The following is a 17,768-nucleotide window of genomic DNA, read 5'->3' as shown; positions in this document are numbered from 1 at the left end:
CGACGGATGTCACCGTCACGCAAACCCGCACGTCACGACACGATCGTCGGCATGGTCACCATCAGCGAACGCCCCAAAGAAGCCGAGGATCGGGCGGTGCCCGGCTTCTGGGAAGGCGACCTCATCCTCGGCTCCGCCTGCAAATCCCAGATCCTGACGTTGGTGGAACGACAGACCCGGTTCGTGATGCTGCAACGCGTCCCCTACGACCGCGCCGCCGATCGGGTCGCGGCGTTGTTGACCCACCGCATGTCACATCTTCCGGGGTTCCTGAAGAACTCGATCACCTGGGACCAAGGCAGGGAAATGGCCGACCACGCGAAGTTCACCATCGCCACGGGGATGCCCGTCTACTTCTGTGACCCGCACTGGCCTTGGCAGCGAGGAACCAACGAGAACACCAACGGGCTCTTGCGTCAGTACTTTCCCAAGGGAACTGACCTGTCGGTCCACTCCCAAGCCCATCTCGACTTCGTCGCCCGACAACTCAACGGGCGACCCCGCATGACCCTCGACTGGGCGTCACCCACCGAGAAGATGAACGAACTACTGATCAACCACGGTGGCGCACCCATCACCTGAAACCAAGGCCCCGCGCAAAACAAGTTCGCCCCATCGAGCCGACCGCACTGCCGCGGATCGGGCCCGATTTTGCCGCTAGGCAACGAGGCGTCCGATCCGGCTCGCGATGCCGCAGGCGAGCCGAGCCGCTCCCCCGCCCTCACCCCTTCAGCGCAGCAACCTGCCGCTCATGCACCCCACCCACCCACTCCCACCCAGCCTTAGCCCCCGGCCCCACCCGAGAATCCTCCACTGCCCCATCCCGAACCCCATCCCGAACCCCCACCACATAAGCCCGATCCCGCTCAACCCGCTCAACCACCGCCCCACCAACACCCCCATGCCCCGGCACAACAACCCCCACCCCCTCAACACCCTCAAGCGCAACCAACGCAGCGAGATAATCCCCCACCGGATCCTCAGCCCCGCTCAAATCAAGCATCGGCACCAACACATCCGACAACATGTCCCCCGCGACCAGCACCCCCCGCTCCTCGATCACCAACGCGGCATGCCCCGCAGCGTGCGCATCATGCTCAATGATCCGCACCGCAGGCCCATCCCACGGCACATGCGTGGCCCCCGCGGGCAACCCCGTGATGTCCCCCAACAGATCCCACGCCAACCGCTCCACGATGTCCGCGGGCACCACCCCGCGCACGCGGTCCTGCCACCCCGGCCCCGACAACCGCGCCCGAGCAGTCGCCGCGCAGCGCGCGGTCCCGTACCGAGGCGCCGCGCCAAGATCGGCGTGCCAGAGCAGGTGGTCCCAATGCGGGTGCGTCGAGAACCCCGCCACAACCGGCTGACCCAGTTCGCGGAGGTCGCGCGCCAACGCGACCAACTCGTGCTCGTGCACCCCCGGGTCGATGAGCAGCACCCCGTCCCGCCCCTGCACCACGACCGCGTTGCTCTGGAGGAACTCGCTCTCGTGGACCAGCACACCCTCGGCGACCTGAGTCAGCATCGGCGTTCCTATCGCTAGTGGTTGCGACCGCTCGTACCCGTCGGGGCCGCTCACCAGCGCGAACATGATCAACTGGATGAAGAGCCCCCGATCGCAGAGCCTAGGGGCGGGCACCGACAATCCGGCTGGGTGAAAAGTCGGGGTGTGGACAGTCGGGGGCATTGTGGACAAACAGACCAGCGGGGCTCAGGCGCCGCGGAGTTCTTGATCCGCGACCCACCGGGCCAGTTGCGCGCGCCTGCGCAGGCCCAGTTTCGGTAATAGCCGCCGCACGTGCGTCTCCACCGTGCGGACCCCGATCCGCAGCAGCTCGGCGATCTCCCGGTTGCTCAACCCCTGTGCGGCCAACTCCGCGACCTCCCGTTCGCGCGCCGTCACCTCCACCCAGGGGTCGTCCACACCGGACGATTCGCCCAGTGCCGCCCGCTGCCCGGCGGCCAACGTCAGGGCGGCGCCCGCCTCGAAGGCCGCGCGGTACCCGGCGGACCCCAGTGCCCGCAAGCACACCCGCTCGACCTCGGCGTGCACCTCGCCGAACGGGATCATCCCGATGATCTGCACGCCCGTGGCCGCGCGCGAGGTGTGGCTCACGCCCAGGACCCGCACGGCCAGCGCGTGCTCCCCGGCGGCGGCCAGTGACCAGGCGATGCCGTGCACGCTCCACACCGCACCCCACCGCTCGTCCCAGGAGCGCTGTTCGACGAGGGACTGGCGGAACAGCGCCACGGCGCGGGTGGGTGAGCCGTGCCGGAGTTCGGTCAGGGCCTGGACCCAGCGGGTCCAGCTGGTGGCCCAAGCGGCGCCGTGCGCGCGGGCCTCGGTGTGGATCTCGGTGCTGACCGCGCGGGCCTCGGCAGGGGAGCCCAGGAACGCGGTGGCCATGCCCCAGAAGAGGCCAGCCATGTGGGCGGCGCCGGTGCGACCCGCGGCCGCGAGTTCGGCGCGGGCGCGGGCGAGTTGGTGGATGGCCGCGGCGTCGCCCGCGATCACCAGGCGGTGGGTGCCCTCGGCGAAGGCGGTGGCCGGGTCGCGCGGCGCCATGGCCTGACACCGGGCCAGGGCGGCGTCGGCGCGGGCCTTGTCCCCCATGCACACGGCGATCCAGCAGGCGTTGACGGCCGCCTCGATCCGGGGCAGCAACGGGGAGGACGGGGGTTGCACGGCCAGGAGTTGGTTGAGCCAGTGGTAGCCCTCGCGGATCGTGCCCCGGAAGAACCAGACGCGCAGGCCAGCCAACCCGGCAGCGATGCCGAGGCCCGCGACCGCGGTCTCGCCACCGGTGTCGCTGGCGTACTGCATGGCGGCGCGCAGGTTCGCGAACTCGGCGACCGCGCGGGTCACCCAGCTCAGCTCGCGCTCCCCGGGGGCGAACCACTTGCGGGCCGCCGTTGTCGCGAAGTCGTGGTAGTGGCGCAGGTGCCGGTCGCGCACGGCCGCGGTCTCGCCGCGTTCGGCGAGCCGGTCGGCGGCGTACTGCCGGGTCGTCTCGAGCATCCGGTACCTGGCGACCCCGCCGTCGCCGCACCGGTCCAGGACGGACTTCTGGATCAGACCGTCGACCAGGTCGAGCACCCGGTCGCGGGTGATCACCGTGCCGTCCGCGCAGACCGCCTCGGCGGCGTCGAGGTCGAAGCCCGCTTCGAACACCGACAGCCGGTCCCAGGCGAGCCGCTCGGCCTCGTCGCAGAGCTGGTGGGTCCAGTCGAGCACCCCGGTGAGCGCGCGGTGCTGCGGGGCGATGTCGCGCCGACGGGAGGCCAGGACCGAGAACGCGCGCTCCAACCGCAACGCCAACTGGCTCACCGTCAGCGTCCGCAACCGGGCCGCCGCCAGCGTTATCGCCAGCGGGAGACCGTCGAGCCTGCGGACCAGGTGCACCACGTCGACCAGGTTCGCGTCGGTGACGGTGAAGTCCGGGGTGGCCTCGCACGCCCGGTCGACCAGTAGCCGCACCGAGTCGGTCGCCAGCACCTCGTCGAGCCGCGCCCCCACCGCGGGCAGGGCGAGCGGTTCCAAGCGGTACAGGCGCTCCCCCGGCACGTGCAGCGGCGCGATCCGGCTGGTGGCGATCACCCGCAGCGCGGGCGCGCCCGCCAGCAGTGCCGCGGCCAGGTCGGCCACGTCGGCGGCGATGTGCTCGCAGTTGTCCAGCACCAGCAGCGCGGCGTGCGCCCCGAAGTGCTCCAGCAGCGCGGTCAGCGGCGGACGGGCGGAGTGGTCGCGCACCCCGACCGAGTCGGCGAGGACGGTCGGGAGCAGGCGCGGATCGGTGACCTGGGTCAGGTCGGCGAAGTGCACCGGCACCGGGTACTCGCGGACCATCCGCTGCACCAGCGCGGTCTTGCCGACCCCGCCGGGGCCGTGCACGGTCAGCATCCTGGTCGCGCGCACCCGGTCGGCGAGCGCGCGCAGATCGCGGTCCCGGCCGACGAACGTCGAGACCGGAACGCGCCGCGCCGCGGTCAGCTCGTCCCCAGTGGCCACCCGGCCACCCTAAGCCGAGCACCGGGCGGGCCGCCCGACGCCGCAGCCCACCCCCATGTGCGCACAACGGGCTGGGAGCGGGCGACCCGCACTTCCGCACCCGACATCGGGATGTCTACTCCGCACCTGAGACCCACTCCACCGCCGCGACCGCGCGCATCCGGCGCCACCCCCGCTGTCCTGCGGTTTCCGCGGGCGCTGGGAGGCACATCACGTCGCGCGTACGTAGTTTCCCGGACACGGCCGCACCCCACCGCCCCCGTGATCGTCCCGGGGGTGGTGGGGTGCGGACCGGCAGTTTGCCCTAGCGCAGCACGACCAGCAGGTCGCCGCCCTCGACCTGCTGCACCGCGCCGATCGCGAGGCGACCGACGGTGCCCGCCTTGGGGGCGGTGATCGCGGCCTCCATCTTCATCGCCTCGATGGTGGCGACCGTGGCGCCCGCCTCGACCGCGTCGCCCTCGGCCACCGCGAGGGTGACCACGCCCGCGAACGGGGCGGCGACGTGGTTGGCGTTGGACCGGTCGGCCTTCTCGGCGGCGGGCAGGTCGGCGGCCACCGAGCGGTCGCGGACCTGGATCGGCCGCAGCTGCCCGTTGAGGGTGGCCAGCACGGTGCGCATGCCGCGCTCGTCGGCCTCGGCGACCGCCTCCAGCTCCAGCAGCAGGGTCACGCCGCGGTCGAGGTGCACCGCGTACTCCTTGCCCTGCTCCAGCCCGTAGAAGAAGTCCTTGCTGGCCAGCACGCTGGTGTCGCCGTACTGGTCGCGGTGGGCCAGGTACTCCTTGGTCGGGCCGGGGAACAGCAGCCGGTTGAGGGTGCCGCGGCGGTCCTCGGCGAGCCCGGTGCGGTCGGCCTCGGTGAGCTCGGCGACGCCCTTGGGCGCCGGGCGCCCCTTGAGCGCCTTGCTGCGGAACGGTTCCGGCCAGCCACCGGCCGGGTCGCCCAGCTCGCCGTGCAGGAAACCGACGACCGAGTCCGGGATGTCGAAGCGGCCCGGGTCGGCCTCGAACTCCTTGGGGTCGACGTTCGCGCCGACCAGGTGCAGCGCGAGGTCGCCGACGACCTTCGAGGACGGGGTGACCTTCACCAGGCGCCCGAGCATCCGGTCCGCGGCGGCGTAGATCGTCTCGATGTCCTCGAACCGGTCGCCGAGGCCCAGCGCGACGGCCTGGGTGCGCAGGTTCGAGAGCTGACCGCCGGGGATCTCGTGGTGGTAGACGCGCCCGGTCGGCGAGGGCAGGCCCGCCTCGAACGGCGCGTACACCCGGCGCACCATCTCCCAGTACGGCTCCAGGTCCGACACCGCCTGCAGCGACAGCCCGGTCTCGCGGTCGCTGTGGTCGGTGGCGGCCACGATCGCCGAGAGCGAGGGCTGCGAGGTGGTACCGGACATGGACGCGACCGCGCCGTCCACGGCGTCCACACCGGACTGGATGGCGGCCAGGTAGGTCGCCAGCTGCCCACCGGCGGTGTCGTGGGTGTGCAGGTGGACCGGGAGGTCGAACTCCTTGCGCAGCGCGGTGATCAGCCGGGCCGCGGCTGGCGGGCGCAGCAGGCCAGCCATGTCCTTGACGGCCAGCACGTGCGCGCCCGCGCCGACGATCTGCTCGGCCAGCTTGAGGTAGTAGTCCAGCGTGTAGAGCTGCTCGGCCGGGTCGGACAGGTCGGCGGTGTAGCAGAGGGCGACCTCGGCGATGGCGGTGCCGGTCTCGCGGACCGCCTCGATCGCCGGGCGCATCTGCTCGACGTCGTTGAGGGCGTCGAAGATGCGGAAGATGTCGATGCCGGTGTCGGTCGCCTCGCGGACGAACGCGTCGGTCACCTCGGTGGGGTACGGGGTGTAGCCGACGGTGTTGCGCCCGCGCAGCAGCATCTGCAGGCAGATGTTGGGCACGGCCTCGCGCAGCGCGGCCAGCCGCTCCCACGGGTCCTCGGCGAGGAAGCGCAGCGCCACGTCGTAGGTCGCGCCGCCCCAGCACTCCACCGAGAACAGCTCCGGGGTGCTGCGGGCCACGTGCGGGGCCACCGCGAGCAGGTCCTTGGTGCGGACCCGGGTGGCCAGCAGCGACTGGTGCGCGTCGCGGAAGGTGGTGTCGGTGACCCCGACCCGCTTGTTGTCGCGCATCCAGCGGGCGAAGCCCTCCGGGCCGAGCTCGACCAGCTTCTGCTTGGTGCCCGCGGGCGGTGCCGCGGTGAGGTCGACCGCGGGCAGCTTCTCCCTGGGGTCGATCACCTTGGGGCGCGCGCCGTGCGGCTTGTTGACGGTGACGTCGGCGAGGTAGGTCAGCAGCCGGGTGCCGCGGTCGGCGGAGCTGCGCGCGGTGAGCAGGTGCGGGCGCTGCTCGATGAACGCGGTGGTGACCCGGCCCGCGACGAAGTCCGGGTCGTCCAGCACGGCCTGCAGGAACGGGATGTTGGAGGCCACGCCGCGGATGCGGAACTCGGCGACCGCGCGCTTGGCCCGGCGCACCGCGGCGGCGAAGTCGCGGCCGCGGCAGGTGAGCTTGACCAGCATCGAGTCGAAGTGCGCGCTGACCTCGGCGCCCGCGGCGGTGCCGCCGTCGAGGCGGATGCCGCTGCCGCCGGGCGAGCGGTAGGCGCTGATCATGCCGGTGTCCGGGCGGAAGCCCTTGGACGGGTCCTCGGTGGTGATCCGGCACTGCAGCGCGGCGCCGCGCAGGTAGATGTCGTCCTGGGTGAGGCCGAGGTCGGTCAGCGTCTCGCCCGAGGCGATGCGCAGCTGCGACTGCACCAGGTCGACGTCGGTGACCTCCTCGGTGACCGTGTGCTCGACCTGGATGCGCGGGTTCATCTCGATGAAGACGTGGTTGCCCCGGGTGTCGAGCAGGAACTCGACGGTGCCCGCGTTCTGGTAGCCGATGTGGCGGGCGAAGGCCACGGCGTCGGCGCAGATGCGGTCGCGCAGCTCGGGGGCGAGGTTGGGCGCGGGCGCGATCTCGATGACCTTCTGGTGGCGCCGCTGCAGCGAGCAGTCGCGCTCGTAGAGGTGGATCACGTTGCCCGCGCCGTCGGCGAGGATCTGCACCTCGATGTGGCGCGGGTCGAGCACGGCCTGCTCGAGGAACACCGTGGCATCGCCGAAGGCGGACTCGGCCTCGCGCATCGCGGCCTCGAGCGACTCGCGCAGCGCCTTGGCCTCCTCGACCCGGCGCATGCCGCGGCCGCCACCACCGGCGACGGCCTTGACGAAGATCGGGAAGCCGATCTCCTCGGCCGCCACGAGCAGCGCCTCGACGTCGGTGGAGGGCGCCGTGGAGCGCAGCACCGGCAGACCTGCCTCCCTGGCGGCGGCGATCGCGCGGGCCTTGTTCCCGGTGAGCTCCAGGATGGCGGCGTTCGGGCCGACGAAGGTGATGCCCGCCTCGGCGCACGCCCCGGCCAGCTCCGGGTTCTCCGACAGGAAGCCGTACCCGGGGTAGATGGCGTCGGCCCCGGCCTTCTGGGCGGCCTTGATGATCTCCTCGACCGACAGGTAAGCGCGCACCGGATGGCCGGGCTCACCGATCTCGTAGGCCTCGTCGGCCTTCATCCGGTGCGGGGAATTGCGGTCCTCGTAGGGGAAGACCGCGACTGTCCCAGCGCCGAGTTCATACCCGGCTCGGAACGCCCGGATGGCGATCTCGCCTCGGTTGGCGACGAGCACCTTGCGGAACATGCCCGGTTACCTCCTGCTACCTGGAGAAGTCGGTCGCCGGAGAATATCGTGGATGTCCCACGCGTCGGGAGCGTTGTCCCACGTGACGGGCGCCATCCTGATCGATCAGCATTCTAGGTTTTGCGCCCAGGACGCGCGCCGCTGGGAAGATTTCCGGTTCCCGCGCACACCGCGGCGGCGAAAGCTCGACGGCGTCGATTAACGAGCGTTCACCTCGCGGGCCGGACCACGATCTCACGAACCGCGGTCCCCGTCGAGTCGGCGCCGAATTGCACGCGCACCTGCTCGGCCACCAGCCCGCGCGCGGCGACGTCGGTGTACTGCCCGGCGATCCGCCCCACGGTCCGCCAGGTGCCCGCCGGGTCGCGGACCTGGATCGGGGTGCCGGGGCGGGTGCCCGCGTCGGCGAGCACGACGATCCGCTCGACCGGCTGGGCGGCGCCCAGGTTGACCACCAGCGGCTCGCCGGTGACCCGGTAGGCGGTGGTGGCGTCGCCGTCGGTGGCGACGTCGGTCGGGCCGGGCAGCACCGACACCTCGCGCACCGCCAGCCAGTGCCGCTGGCCCGCCGTGGCGCGCAGCCGCAGGTAACGAACATCACGCGGGTCCGGCCCGAGGGTGGCGGTCACGGTGGCCCGCCCGGGCAGCTGCCGGACGGTGACCCAGTCGACGCCGTCGACCGAGCCCTCCAGCACCCCGGCGCGCAGGAAGTCCTTCGGCCTGCTCGAGGTGCCCATGGCGACCGCGACGCCCTCGACCGGGCGGACCCGGCCGAGGTCGAGCACGAACTGGGTGCCCGGCCGGGGCGCGCCGCCGGACCAGTAGAAGGTCGCGGTGTCGCCGTCGGCCATCCTGGCGGGCACGTGGTCGGCGTAGGCGGCGGTCGGCGCCGTCGACACCGGTTCGGGCTTGGCCAGGCCGAACGCGCGGTCGGACGCGGTGAGCGCGGCGGCGACGAACGCGGCGTGGCGGGGCGGGACCGGCACGCCGAGCAGCAGGAGCCGCTCGCACCAGGCGCGCCGCTGGTCGCCGACCGCGTGCGCGACGAGCACCCGCACGGCCCGGCGCACCGGGTCGGCGGGCGGGCCCTCCACGCGCAGCAGGGCGTCGACGATCGCGGCGCTCTTGCGGATGTCGCCGCGGCCCGCGTAGGCGGCCCAGAAGCGGGCCACGGCGCCGGGCAGTTCCGCGGGTGCCTCCCGTGCGGACCGCCGGGGGGCCATGCGGTCGGGTTCCGGGTCGGCCGAGGCGGGGACCGGGGTGGCGCCTAGCGCGGCGCCGACCACGGTGGTCAGCGCGGCGATGGCGAGGGGCACGGCGACGCGGGGCCGTCTGCCACCTGGGGGCACGGTGGGTCCTCTCGGTCGGGACGGCTCTCGTCCCGGGTCTGGCGGTGCGGCGGGCGGTGGACGCGTCCGCGGCTCGGCCCCCAGGCCGGACGCGCCCGCGGGGATGCTGCCGGCACCGACGCGGCCGCGCCAGGGGCCTCACCCGGACGGCCGTGTCGGTGCCGACGACTGGCTCAGTCCCGCGACGGTCCGGTGTAGAGGATCCGATCCGCTGTGTTCGCGGGGAGTTCGCACACCCCGGGGCTCGCGGACCGCACGAGCGCCGCCTGCACCTGCGCGGGCGTGAGGGTCGGCTGCTGCCCCAACCGCAGCGCCGCGGCACCGCTGGTGTGGGCGGCCGCGAAGGACGTGCCGCTCAGGGTGGCCTTGGCGTCGTTGGCGGTGATCCACGGCCCGACGATGTTGACGCCGGGGGCGTAGAGGTCGACGGCGGGGCCGGAGTTGGAACTGCGGTAGGCGCAGTCGGACTGGTTGATGCTCGCCGAGGTGATGGCCTCGGTGACCCGGGCGGGCGAGACGTTGCCCGCCTGGCCACCGGAGGACCCGGCCGGGACGGAGTAGGTGGTGCCCGCGGCGATGGAGCCGCGCACCGCAGCGTCGAGCGCGGCGTTCGCGGGGCCGCCGAGGCTCATGTTCACCACGGACGGGCCGTGCGCGTTGGCGGTGATCCAGTCGATCCCCGCGATCACACCGGAAACGCTGCCGGAGCCGTTCTTGTCCAGCACCCGCACCGGGACGATGGTGACTCCCTTGGCCAAGCCGTACTCCTTGCCGCCGATGATCCCGGCGAGGAAGGTGCCGTGGCCGTGCTGGTCGTCGGGGTTGTCGTCGTTGTCGACGAAGTCGCGGCCACCGCGGACGCGGCCACCGAAGTCGACGTGGGTGGCGCGGACACCGGTGTCGAGGATGAACGCGGTGACGTTCGGGGCGGGGGTCGCGTAGCGGTAGTGCTTGTCCAGCGGGAGCTTGCGCTGGTCGACCCGGTCCAGGCCCCAGGACGGCGGGTTGAGCTGGTCGCCGTACGCCCGCACGGGGCTGTCGGGGACGACGTGGGCGACCGACGGGTCGGCGGCGAGCGCCTTGGCGCCGGACTTGGTCAGGCGCGCGGAGAAACCCGACAGGGCGGCGGTGTAGTGGCGGTCGACCTGGGCGCCGTAGCGGCCCGCGAGGGCGGTGACCCGGGTGCCGTGGTCGGCGGTCGCGGTGGGGTGGAGGACGACGACGTAACCATCGGTGGAAGCGGCGCTACCGGCGGCGGGTGTGGCGACGGCAACTGTGGCGACGACAGCTGTAGTGACGAGAGAAGTGGTGATGACGGCGGCGAGGCAGGCGACGGATAAACCGGCCTTCGTGAACCGCCCGGGAACGCGGTGGAACCGTTCTCGCTGGGAGATGTCCATTTCGAATTCGGTACTGGGGCCGCGCCCGGGCGGCAAGGTTCACCAGTTGCCGGCCCCCGGTCAGCGCGCCAACGGCCACACCCTGGTCCAGACGACCGCGCGGACCAGGTCGCGGTCGGCCCACCCCCAGGTGCGGGAATCGTCGGACCCGCCGGGGTTGTCGCCGAGCAGGAACAGCTTCCCGTTGGGCACCAAGGCTTCCGCCGCGGTGGTGGCCATGCCGTCCGGACCGCAGCAGGCGACCGGTTTCGCGCCCCAGTCGGCGGCGGTCGGCACGACGCGCCACTCGGTCTCACCCGCGGGCAGGACGCGCACCACCGGGCCGGGATCGATGCGCACGCGGTCGCCCTCGGTGGCGATCACGCGCTTGATGACCAGCGGGCCGTTCGCGGTGAAGCGGGTCTCGACGACGTCACCACGTTCGACGTCGTCGGGGCCGAGGAACGGGGCGGGCAGCAGGCGGTCGCCGTCGAGGTAGGTCGGGGCCATGCTGCCGCCGGACACCGGCACGGCGAGCACCGCGACGGCGACGACAGCGACCACGACGAGCGCGGCGAGCACCCCCGCGGCCACGCCGACCACCCGCCAGACCCGGACCCGCATGCGCCGAGACATTACCTGACGGTAGTACTTATCAAAACGTTACATAAACACACACGGTCACACCCGCCGTGATCGTCACGTTCGCCCCGACCTGCCCGCGCGGCGCTGACCATTGAGATCGCTCGCAATCTTTGTCAACCGATCTCACGCACCGTAGCTGTTACGTCGAAGTAACAGTGACCCGAGGTCACGTTGTAGTGCGAACGGCCCCTTGTCGCTGCCCCCCGGCGTTTGCCATGGTGTCCCGACCACCGGGGCCGACGCGTTCCCGCGCAGGTCAGCGCGGGTCTTGGGCCACGGCCAGCCACCACAGTCGGGAGCGCCGATGGCCCACCCCCAGCACCGCCTGTCCGCCGTGCGCGGTTGGAACGACCGGATGCGCGCGGCGGCGGCCGGGCCGCGGTCGGGCACCCGCTGGGGCCGCAGCACCGCCGTGGCGCTGCCCGCGGCGGCGGTCGCGGCGGCACTGGGGGTCGCGATGGCCCAGGGCGCGCTAGCGGCGAACTTCTTCGTGTCCGGGCAGCCGTTCACGCTGCGCTCCGACCAGGTCAACGGCAGCGGGTTCGCCGCGTTCCTGCACAGCAGGCAACTCGCGGACGGCACCCAGGCGGGCAAGGGCGAGGCGATGGCCCGCGCGGGCTTCCAGTCGGCCAAGCTCGACGGCCTGTGCGCGGTGATCCACCAGACGATCCTCGGGCTGCCTTACACGCTCAAGCTCAACGCGGGCTCACCTGTCGACGGCACGCCTAACGGTGGACCGGACGTAATCGATGCCTACAACCTGATCCTTGAGGCGAAAGCGGTGCAGGGCACGCAGAGCCAATTCTCGGAGATGGTGCTGGGCAAGACCGCGCACCAAGTGCAGATGGGTGGCCAACCGCTCGACGGCGGCACTGTCGGCGCGTTCGGACTGGAAGCGGGCGTGGTGCAGGTGACCGGGTTGACCGCCGACGCCTACACCGCCGAGATCAGCGGCAACATCACGCTGCCGAAGCTGAACCTGGGGATCGTGCCCGGCACGGTCAACTGCTGAGGGAGCTGAGATGACGACTCTTAAAGCGGTCTGGCCCGCGGTCGGGTCCGGGTGGCGTTGGTTCACCGACTTCCGGCGCACCCGCCCGTTCTGGGGCGGTCTGTGGATGCTGCTGGGTGGGTGGGCGATCATGTCGCTGACCTTCGCGCCGATCTCGGTGGTGCTGGGGGCCGGGTTCGGCGGCATCGCCGGGTACCTGCTCGGCGGCGGGCTGGTCCTGTTCGGACTGTGCGCGTGGTTCGCGCCGCGGTCGCGGCACCTGGCGGGGTTCCTCGGGGTGCTGTTCGCGCTGGCGTCGCTGGTGGCGTCGAACCTGGGCGGGTTCCTGGTCGGGATGCTGCTGGGCATCCTCGGCGGGTCGATGACCTTCGGGTGGGGTCCCAAGCGGGTCAAGCGGTCCGAAGAGGACGTGTCGGATGTCGAGGCCGTCGCGTGAAGCGGGCGCTGGCGTTCGGCACGGCACTCGCGTTGATCGCCGGTAGCGCTGTCGTACCCGATTTGCCCTATCTGCGCGCCGAGGCCGCTCTTGTCGCCGCGCCCGCACCCGCGCCTCAGATCGGATTCCTGACCACGCCCAAGGACAAACCGCTCAAGGTCACCGCGCGCGCCGGGTACGCGGCATCGATCCAGTACAAGGGCACCGAGACGATCGTGGACGCCAATGGCGTCTCGTTCCAGGCCGCGCACTACACCTTCCGCGCGCTCACCCTCGACGACCTGACGATCTCCGACGGTAGCCGCACCAACTACGCGCTCACCCTCGGCTCGAGCGGCACGACCCAACTCGGTGGCACCAACTCGGCCGGGCAGCAGATGCAGACCGACCTCTGGGCGAACAACCTCTACGCGTCGAGCCCGCTGCTGCTGTGCGTGCTGCCCGCGGCGTGGCTGCTGAGCCTCGGTATTTCGTTAAGCGTGCACCTGTGCGACGTGCGGATGGATCTCTACGCGTTGAAAGCGTTCAACCCGTCCCCCACCTCGGGTAGGGACAATCCGGTACGGCTGCCCGGTGCGTCATTGTCCGTCACCAGCAAGGGCACCTCGTGAGGGGCCGCACGCACTGGCGCAAAGCGGCGGTGTTGGCGCTACCGGCGTTGGCCGTCGCGGGCGTGCTCGGGGTACGTGTGGCCGAAGGCGCGCTCGCCGCGGAGGTGGTGGTCCAAGGCGGCGCTTTGTCACTTTCCACCAGTGGCTTGTATGGGACTGACTTCGGGCTGTCGGTCGGCGACGTCACGCGGCAGAACGCCGACGGCAGCACGACCGCGGTGCGGGTCGGGCGGCTCGGGTTCGCCGAGGGCAGGCTCAACGAACTGTGCTTGTCCTTCCAGCAACAGGTCCTCGGCACCTGGTTCACCGTCTACATCACCGGCGGCGACGGCAACCGGTCCACTTGGGAGATCCAGACCGAGAACGTCGAACTGGACGTGGTGTCGGCGACCGGCGCGCTGGACATGGACGGCGTGGTGAAAATCGGCGTGCCAGGCGAGGACGTCACAACGATCAAGGACGGGGCGGGGAATTCCGTACCGAATCCGCTTCGCGTTCCGGCTGGCGAACACCGGATCGGGATCGATGCGACATTCGCGGAATTCCGCCAGGTGCAAGGACAGATCGCGGTGATGTCGATCCCGCGGCCGTTGCGCATCCCCAACCTGGCGTTGCGGATGGAGCGTGGCAGGGCGCAATGTGGCGCACCGGTGGCACCGCAGGGCAATCCGTAACCGCTGTCCCCCGGCGTGGTGGTCAGCCGGGGGCGTCTCTTACGCTGAGAATTAACTACTCCGGCGGGTTCACTCCCGAGGCGGTCATACTAAAGTGGGGCAATGCCCTCTGGTGACGCCGAGTCCACCGACCGACTTCCGCACTTCGACACCGTTCTGCGCGGGTACAACCCCCGGCAGGTCAACGAACGGGTCACCCGCCTCACCTACGACCTGCGCCACGCGGCCAAGGGCCGCGACGACGCCGCGTCGAAGGTCGCCGAGCTGACCAAGTCGCTCGGCTCGCTGCAGCAGCAACTGCTGGAGACCACGACCCGGCTCAACCGGATCAGCGCCAACCCCAACAGCACCGAGGGCATGACCGAGCGGGTGCGGTTGATGATGCAGCTGGCCGAGGAGGAGATCGCCGAGTTCAAGCGGCAGGCGGACGACTACGGCGCGGCGACCCGCGCCGAGGCCGAGGGCTACGGGGCCAACACCCGCAAGGAGGCTGACGGGTACTCGGCGGCCACGCGCACCGCCGCCGACGACTACGCGGCCCAGACCCGGCTCAACGCCGAGGCGTACGCGGGCAAGACCGCCAAGCAGGCCGACGCGGCCGCCGCCAAGACCCGCGGCGAGGCCGACGCCTACGCCAAGGACCTCAGGGCCAAGCACGACAAGCTGATCGCCGACCTCGAGGAGCGGCGCAAGCAGCTCGAGGCCGACTACACCCGCAACCACGCCGAGCTCGACGCCGAGTACGAGTCGATGCGGGCCACCCTCGCGGGCGAGCACAAGAAGCTCATGGCCGACGCCCGCGCCGAGATCGAGCAGCAGGCCAAGGCGAACGAGGCGCGCATCGCGCAGCTCTACGACGAGGCCGCCGCGCACCGCGACAAGCTCGACACCGAGGCGCTGGCCGCCCGCGAGGCGCTCGACACCGAGTCCGCCGGTCGCCGCGCCGCCGCCGAGGAGCAGGCCGAGCGCGAGCTCACCGCGACCCGCGCCGCCGCGGAGGCCGCGCTGGCGAAGCGGACCGAGGAGGTCGAGCAGACGCTGGCCGCCCGCACGACCGAGGTCGAGACCAACCTGGCCGAGCAGACCGCCGCGATCGAGGCCGCGCTGCTGGCGCAGACCGAGGAGACCGAGCAGGCCCTCGCCGACCAGCGCGCCAGCGCCGAGGCCGCCATCAAGACCCAGCGCGACGCCGCGGAGAAGGCGGCCGCCCGCCTGGTCGCCGACACCGAGAAGCAGAAGGCCGACACCGAGAAGGCCCTCGCCGAGGCGCGCACCAAGGCCGACACCGACATCAAGACCCAGCGCGACGCGGCCGAGAAGGCCGCCGCCAAGCTGGTGGCCGACGCCGAGCGGCAGAAGGCCGACACCGAGAAGACCCTCGCCGACGCGCGCACCAAGGCGGACGCGGAGATCAAGGCCAACCGCGAGAGCGCCGAGAAGCACGCGGGCGACCTGGTCGCCAATGCCGAGGCCAAGCTCGCCGACGCCACCACCCGCCACGAGCAGGCCGACGCCTTCGAGCGCCGGGTGTCCGAGCAGGTCGCCAGCACCTTCGCGGTGCTGGAGGAGGCGCGGCAGCACTTCACCGAGAGCCTCGGCGCCAAGACCGCGGCCGCCAAGAACGGCACCCCCGCCAAGGCGGGCGCCCGCTAACACGCGGACACACCAGTGGGGCGGCACCGGGTACAGGTGCCGCCCCACTGCCATGCCAGAGGCCCGGCACCGGATCGCCGGTGCTGAGTCAGACAGCCACAAGCTGGGCGCAACACCCACCGAGGTGGGCGCCCGTCAGAAGACCAACATGGCTGCCACTGGCGGCAACCGTGGCGCCGCCTGTTGGCGCGCCGCGGCTTAGGCGCGGCGTCGACCTGGGAATGCCGGTGAGGCCGGTCCCCTGGGAAGGGGACCGGCCTCACCGGTGAACTGTGGTGACTCGCCGAACGTCAGCCGCGGACGACCTTGCCCGCCTTGAGGCAGGAGGTGCACACGTTGAGGCGCTTGCGCTGGGAGATGCCCAGGCGAGCGTGCACGGTCTGGATGTTCGGGTTCCAGCGGCGGTTGGTCCGCCGGTTCGAGTGCGAGACCGACTTGCCGAAGCCTGGCCCCTTGCCACAGACGTCGCACACGGCAGCCACGTCAGACACTCCTTCACGTTTGGTAATACCCGCGTCGATCCCGTTCGCCTGACGAACAACCGCTCGCGGACGCACGTACGAGAGCCCAGGCGTGCCCAGGCGCTCGGGACAGGGTAACCGGTGCGCCTGTGCGCCTCCAAACCGGGGCGAGCCTGCGGGCTACCCTCGCGGGAACCGTTGGAGGTGGACGTGCTCGAGGCGTTGGACGCGGCGGAGGTGCGCCGGTGGGTGGCGGCCTGCGCGCAGTCGCTCGACGCGCACCGGGCGGGCATCGACCGGATCAACGTCTTCCCGGTGGCCGACGGGGACACCGGGTCGAACCTGCTGGACACGCTGCGCGCGGCGCTGGAGGCCCTGCTGCGGGCCCCCGCCGAGCAGCGCGCCGACGCCGGGGCCGCGGTGGGGGTCGCGGCGCGGGGGGCACTGGCCGGGGCGCGGGGCAACTCCGGGGTGATCGCCTCGCAGGTGCTGCGCGGGATGGCCGAGGCGCTGCGCGGGCGGGCCGTGATCACCGGGCCCGACCTCGCGCGGGCTCTGCGCTCGGGTGCGGAGCGGGCGGGGGCGGCGGTCTCCGACCCGGTCCCGGGGACCATGCTCACCGTGCTGGACGCCGCCGCGGCCGCCGACGGCGGGCCTGACCTGCACGGAGTCGCCGCGGCGGCGGCCAAGGCGGCGGCGGCCGCGCTGGAGCGGACTCCCGACCAACTGCCCGCGCTGGCCGAGGCCGGGGTGGTGGACGCGGGCGGTCGCGGGGTCGTCGTGCTGCTGGACGCCCTGGTGGCGGTGATCGCCGAGCAGCCCGCGGCGCTGGTGGCCGCGGTGCGCGCGCGGGCCACCGAACCGGTGGGCGCCTCCCTGGTCACGGCCAGGGAAGGCGGGTCGGAGCTGTACGCCTACGAGGTCATGTACCTGCTGCGCGACATCGACGACGCGGCGGCCGACGGGCTGCGCGACGAGCTCGACCACCTCGGCGACTGCGTGTCGGTGGTCGGCGACGGCGACGGGCTGTGGACCGTGCACGTGCACTGCAACGACATCGGCGCAGCCATCGAGGCGGGCATCGAGGCGGGGCGGCCGACGCGGATCCGGGTGGCCCGCTTCGCCGACGCCCCGGCGAGCGCGCCGGAGCGCTTCGCCAGGGACCGCGCCGTGGTCGCCGCCGTGCGGGACGCGGACCTGGCGGAGCTGCTGCTGGCCGAGGGGGTCGCGGTCCTGCGGTCGGCGGACCCGGACCCGTACGCGCTGCTCGAGGTGATCACCGGGACCACCGCGGCGCACGTGACGGTGCTGCCCGGCGACGCTGGCCTGATGGCGGTCGCCGACGAGGCCGCGATCCGGGCGGTGGCGGCGGGGCAGGACGTGGTGGTGGTGCCGTGCGCGTCACCGGTGCAGGTGCTGGCCGCGATCGCGGTGCACGACCCGCGCAGGCGCGCTGGCGACGACGTGGTGGCGATGGCCGAGGCGGCCGCGGCGACCAGGCGCGGCGAGGTCCTCATCGCCGCCGAGGACGGCATCACCTGGGTGGGGCCGTGCCGGGCCCAGGACGTGCTCGGGTTCGCCGACGGGGAGGTCGTGCTCATCGAGCCGGGCCCGCCCGAGCCCGCGGTGCTGGCCAGGGCCGCGATCGGGGTCGTCGAGCGGATGCTGGCCGCCGGTGGTGAGCTGGTGACCGCGCTGGTCGGCCGGGACGCCCCGGACGGCGTGGCCGCCGCGGTGGCCGAGCACCTGCGCCGCGAACGCCCGGACGCCGACCTGACCGTGCACCGGGGCGGCCAGCGCGAGCCGGTGGTGATCTTCGGTGTTGAGTGACGGGCTGTCGGTGGGTGACGACAGAAT

General features: G+C 72.2%; 14 protein-coding genes. 7 read left to right on the top strand and 7 right to left on the bottom strand.

Annotated features, from left to right (window positions below; translation table 11 throughout):
* A partial coding sequence (locus LV75_RS32815; protein ID WP_253891297.1) for an IS30 family transposase occupies positions 1–582 on the top strand: 582 nt, incomplete at its 5' end.
* 139 nt (positions 583–721) lie between these two features.
* On the opposite strand, the gene LV75_RS32810 is transcribed toward LV75_RS32815, so the two are convergent.
* The 6 genes from LV75_RS32810 to lepB all read right to left on the bottom strand — a co-directional run bounded on the left by LV75_RS32810 (position 722) and on the right by lepB (position 11,055).
* Positions 722–1,528: an MBL fold metallo-hydrolase gene (locus LV75_RS32810; RefSeq protein WP_253891295.1), complete on the bottom strand. Its 807-nt coding sequence runs from the start codon at positions 1,526–1,528 to the stop codon at positions 722–724.
* A 186-nt stretch (positions 1,529–1,714) separates the two neighbouring features.
* Positions 1,715–4,012, bottom strand: coding sequence for an ATP-binding protein (locus LV75_RS32805; protein ID WP_253891294.1), 2,298 nt, complete (start codon positions 4,010–4,012; stop codon positions 1,715–1,717).
* 304 nt (positions 4,013–4,316) lie between these two features.
* On the bottom strand, positions 4,317–7,691 hold the full coding sequence (locus LV75_RS32800) for a pyruvate carboxylase (RefSeq protein WP_253891292.1): 3,375 nt from the start codon (positions 7,689–7,691) through the stop codon (positions 4,317–4,319).
* A 209-nt stretch (positions 7,692–7,900) separates the two neighbouring features.
* Positions 7,901–9,040: a discoidin domain-containing protein gene (locus tag LV75_RS32795; RefSeq protein ID WP_253891291.1), complete on the bottom strand. Its 1,140-nt coding sequence runs from the start codon at positions 9,038–9,040 to the stop codon at positions 7,901–7,903.
* A gap of 173 nt (positions 9,041–9,213) precedes the next feature.
* Positions 9,214–10,440, bottom strand: coding sequence for a S8 family peptidase (locus LV75_RS32790; protein ID WP_253891289.1), 1,227 nt, complete (start codon positions 10,438–10,440; stop codon positions 9,214–9,216).
* 60 nt (positions 10,441–10,500) lie between these two features.
* The gene (gene lepB / locus LV75_RS32785; protein ID WP_253891287.1) at positions 10,501–11,055 is read right to left on the bottom strand and encodes a signal peptidase I; all 555 of its coding nucleotides are present in this window, start codon (positions 11,053–11,055) and stop codon (positions 10,501–10,503) included.
* Between the two features lie 313 nt (positions 11,056–11,368).
* On the opposite strand from lepB, the gene LV75_RS32780 reads away from it, so the two are divergent.
* From LV75_RS32780 to LV75_RS32760, 5 genes are all read left to right on the top strand, one after another.
* Positions 11,369–12,076 (top strand): DUF6230 family protein, encoded by a 708-nt coding sequence (locus tag LV75_RS32780; protein ID WP_253891285.1) that lies wholly within the window; start codon positions 11,369–11,371, stop codon positions 12,074–12,076.
* A gap of 10 nt (positions 12,077–12,086) precedes the next feature.
* A complete protein-coding gene (locus tag LV75_RS32775) occupies positions 12,087–12,512 on the top strand; it encodes a DUF6114 domain-containing protein (RefSeq protein ID WP_253891283.1) in 426 nt (141 codons plus the stop codon).
* The gene (locus LV75_RS32770; RefSeq protein WP_253891282.1) at positions 12,509–13,123 is read left to right on the top strand and encodes a hypothetical protein; all 615 of its coding nucleotides are present in this window, start codon (positions 12,509–12,511) and stop codon (positions 13,121–13,123) included. The genes LV75_RS32775 and LV75_RS32770 overlap by 4 nt, the downstream gene beginning before the upstream one ends.
* 47 nt (positions 13,124–13,170) lie before the next feature.
* Positions 13,171–13,797: a DUF6230 family protein gene (locus LV75_RS32765; RefSeq protein ID WP_253891280.1), complete on the top strand. Its 627-nt coding sequence runs from the start codon at positions 13,171–13,173 to the stop codon at positions 13,795–13,797.
* A 102-nt stretch (positions 13,798–13,899) separates the two neighbouring features.
* Complete coding sequence (locus tag LV75_RS32760; protein ID WP_253891279.1) at positions 13,900–15,450, top strand: coiled-coil domain-containing protein; 1,551 nt, start codon at positions 13,900–13,902, stop codon at positions 15,448–15,450.
* Positions 15,451–15,740: 290 nt separating this feature from the next.
* Here LV75_RS32760 and rpmB read toward each other — a convergent pair whose 3' ends face one another.
* The gene (gene rpmB / locus LV75_RS32755) at positions 15,741–15,932 is read right to left on the bottom strand and encodes a 50S ribosomal protein L28 (RefSeq protein ID WP_018682090.1); all 192 of its coding nucleotides are present in this window, start codon (positions 15,930–15,932) and stop codon (positions 15,741–15,743) included.
* A gap of 189 nt (positions 15,933–16,121) precedes the next feature.
* On the opposite strand from rpmB, the gene LV75_RS32750 reads away from it, so the two are divergent.
* Positions 16,122–17,741, top strand: a complete 1,620-nt coding sequence (locus LV75_RS32750; protein WP_253891278.1) for a DAK2 domain-containing protein — start codon at positions 16,122–16,124, stop codon at positions 17,739–17,741.
* Positions 17,742–17,768: the final 27 nt, after the last annotated feature.

It is taken from the genome of Actinokineospora diospyrosa (assembly GCF_024171925.1).
Classification (GTDB): domain Bacteria; phylum Actinomycetota; class Actinomycetes; order Mycobacteriales; family Pseudonocardiaceae; genus Actinokineospora; species Actinokineospora diospyrosa.
Note: the sequence above shows the minus strand (reverse complement) of the source record. Positions and strands in the feature narration are given on the sequence as shown.